Annotated in this window: 2 protein-coding genes; both read left to right on the forward strand. The window is 59.5% G+C overall.

The genetic code is table 11. The features are described 5' to 3' along the window. Positions 1-191, forward strand: a 191-nt coding sequence (locus tag RM533_RS13585; RefSeq protein ID WP_311341763.1) for a hypothetical protein, incomplete at its 5' end; no start/stop codon positions are given. Then, positions 185-649, forward strand: coding sequence for a hypothetical protein (locus RM533_RS13590; RefSeq protein WP_311341762.1), 465 nt, complete (start codon positions 185-187; stop codon positions 647-649). The genes RM533_RS13585 and RM533_RS13590, both read left to right, overlap by 7 nt. The last annotated feature ends 228 nt before the right edge of the window (positions 650-877 follow it).

The following is an 877-nucleotide window of genomic DNA, read 5'->3' on the forward strand; positions in this document are numbered from 1 at the left end:
TCGGGACGTTCAGGCTCTCCTCGGATCCGCTGCTCGTCGACAAGGTCCAGGACGTCGTCGGCCTCTGCATGTCACCGCCGAGGCGGGCCGACAAGCGGATTGACACTGGACAGCGCATGATCGCTTGCGAAAGGCTGCTGTCAACGGGTTCTGCTGTGCGGATCGACACCAAGCCGCTATCATCTTGGTGATGTTGATCCTCGTGCTGCCGCTGCTGGCGCAATCCTTTGTACGCCGTGGCTTTCGGAATGGCCGGCCACATATGGCTGGCGCGCAGCGAGGGTTCGTGAAAATGACCGCGGCGCACAAAGTGACTGCGGCACCTGCGAAGCCGGGCGTCCAGCCTGCTTTCGCTTCGAATGTTCTATGTCGTCATCACCCGAACCGGCGTGGTGTTGATGATGACCACAACCCAGGCTTCCTTCCTGCTCGCAGAAAAGAGCGTTTCCGCCCCGACAACGATCAGCCGGATCGCTGTGATGGCATCTGTCGCAGCTATGATCCTTGGATCCGGCTATGGCTGTCTTGTGGTATCGATCAGATTGGAGCGGCTCTTTCGCCTGGTGTTCGCCATCTGGACCATAGGTTTGATGATGCAGGGCTTCTCCTGTTGCGGCTCGGTGGCAGCTATCGCGTGCAGTATCACTAGCCTTGCCTCCGGGCTTTTCGCTCCCACACGGTTGCCATCCTTGTCGCAATCGCCAGCGACACACGGCGCGATCGTGCGACTGCCATGGTGTATTCCGACAGCTTGCCCGGCGATTTTCTGAACCCGCCGCTGATTGGGCCTTTCAGTGTGGTCCTCACGCGGCATGGCGCGTTTCAGGCCATGAGCGGCTTCACGCTGCTGGCCTTCTTCAAGCCTTTACTGCATAAT

The sequence above is a fragment of the Croceicoccus esteveae genome, from assembly GCF_031846435.1.
In the GTDB taxonomy this organism is placed as follows: Bacteria; Pseudomonadota; Alphaproteobacteria; order Sphingomonadales; family Sphingomonadaceae; genus Croceicoccus; species Croceicoccus esteveae.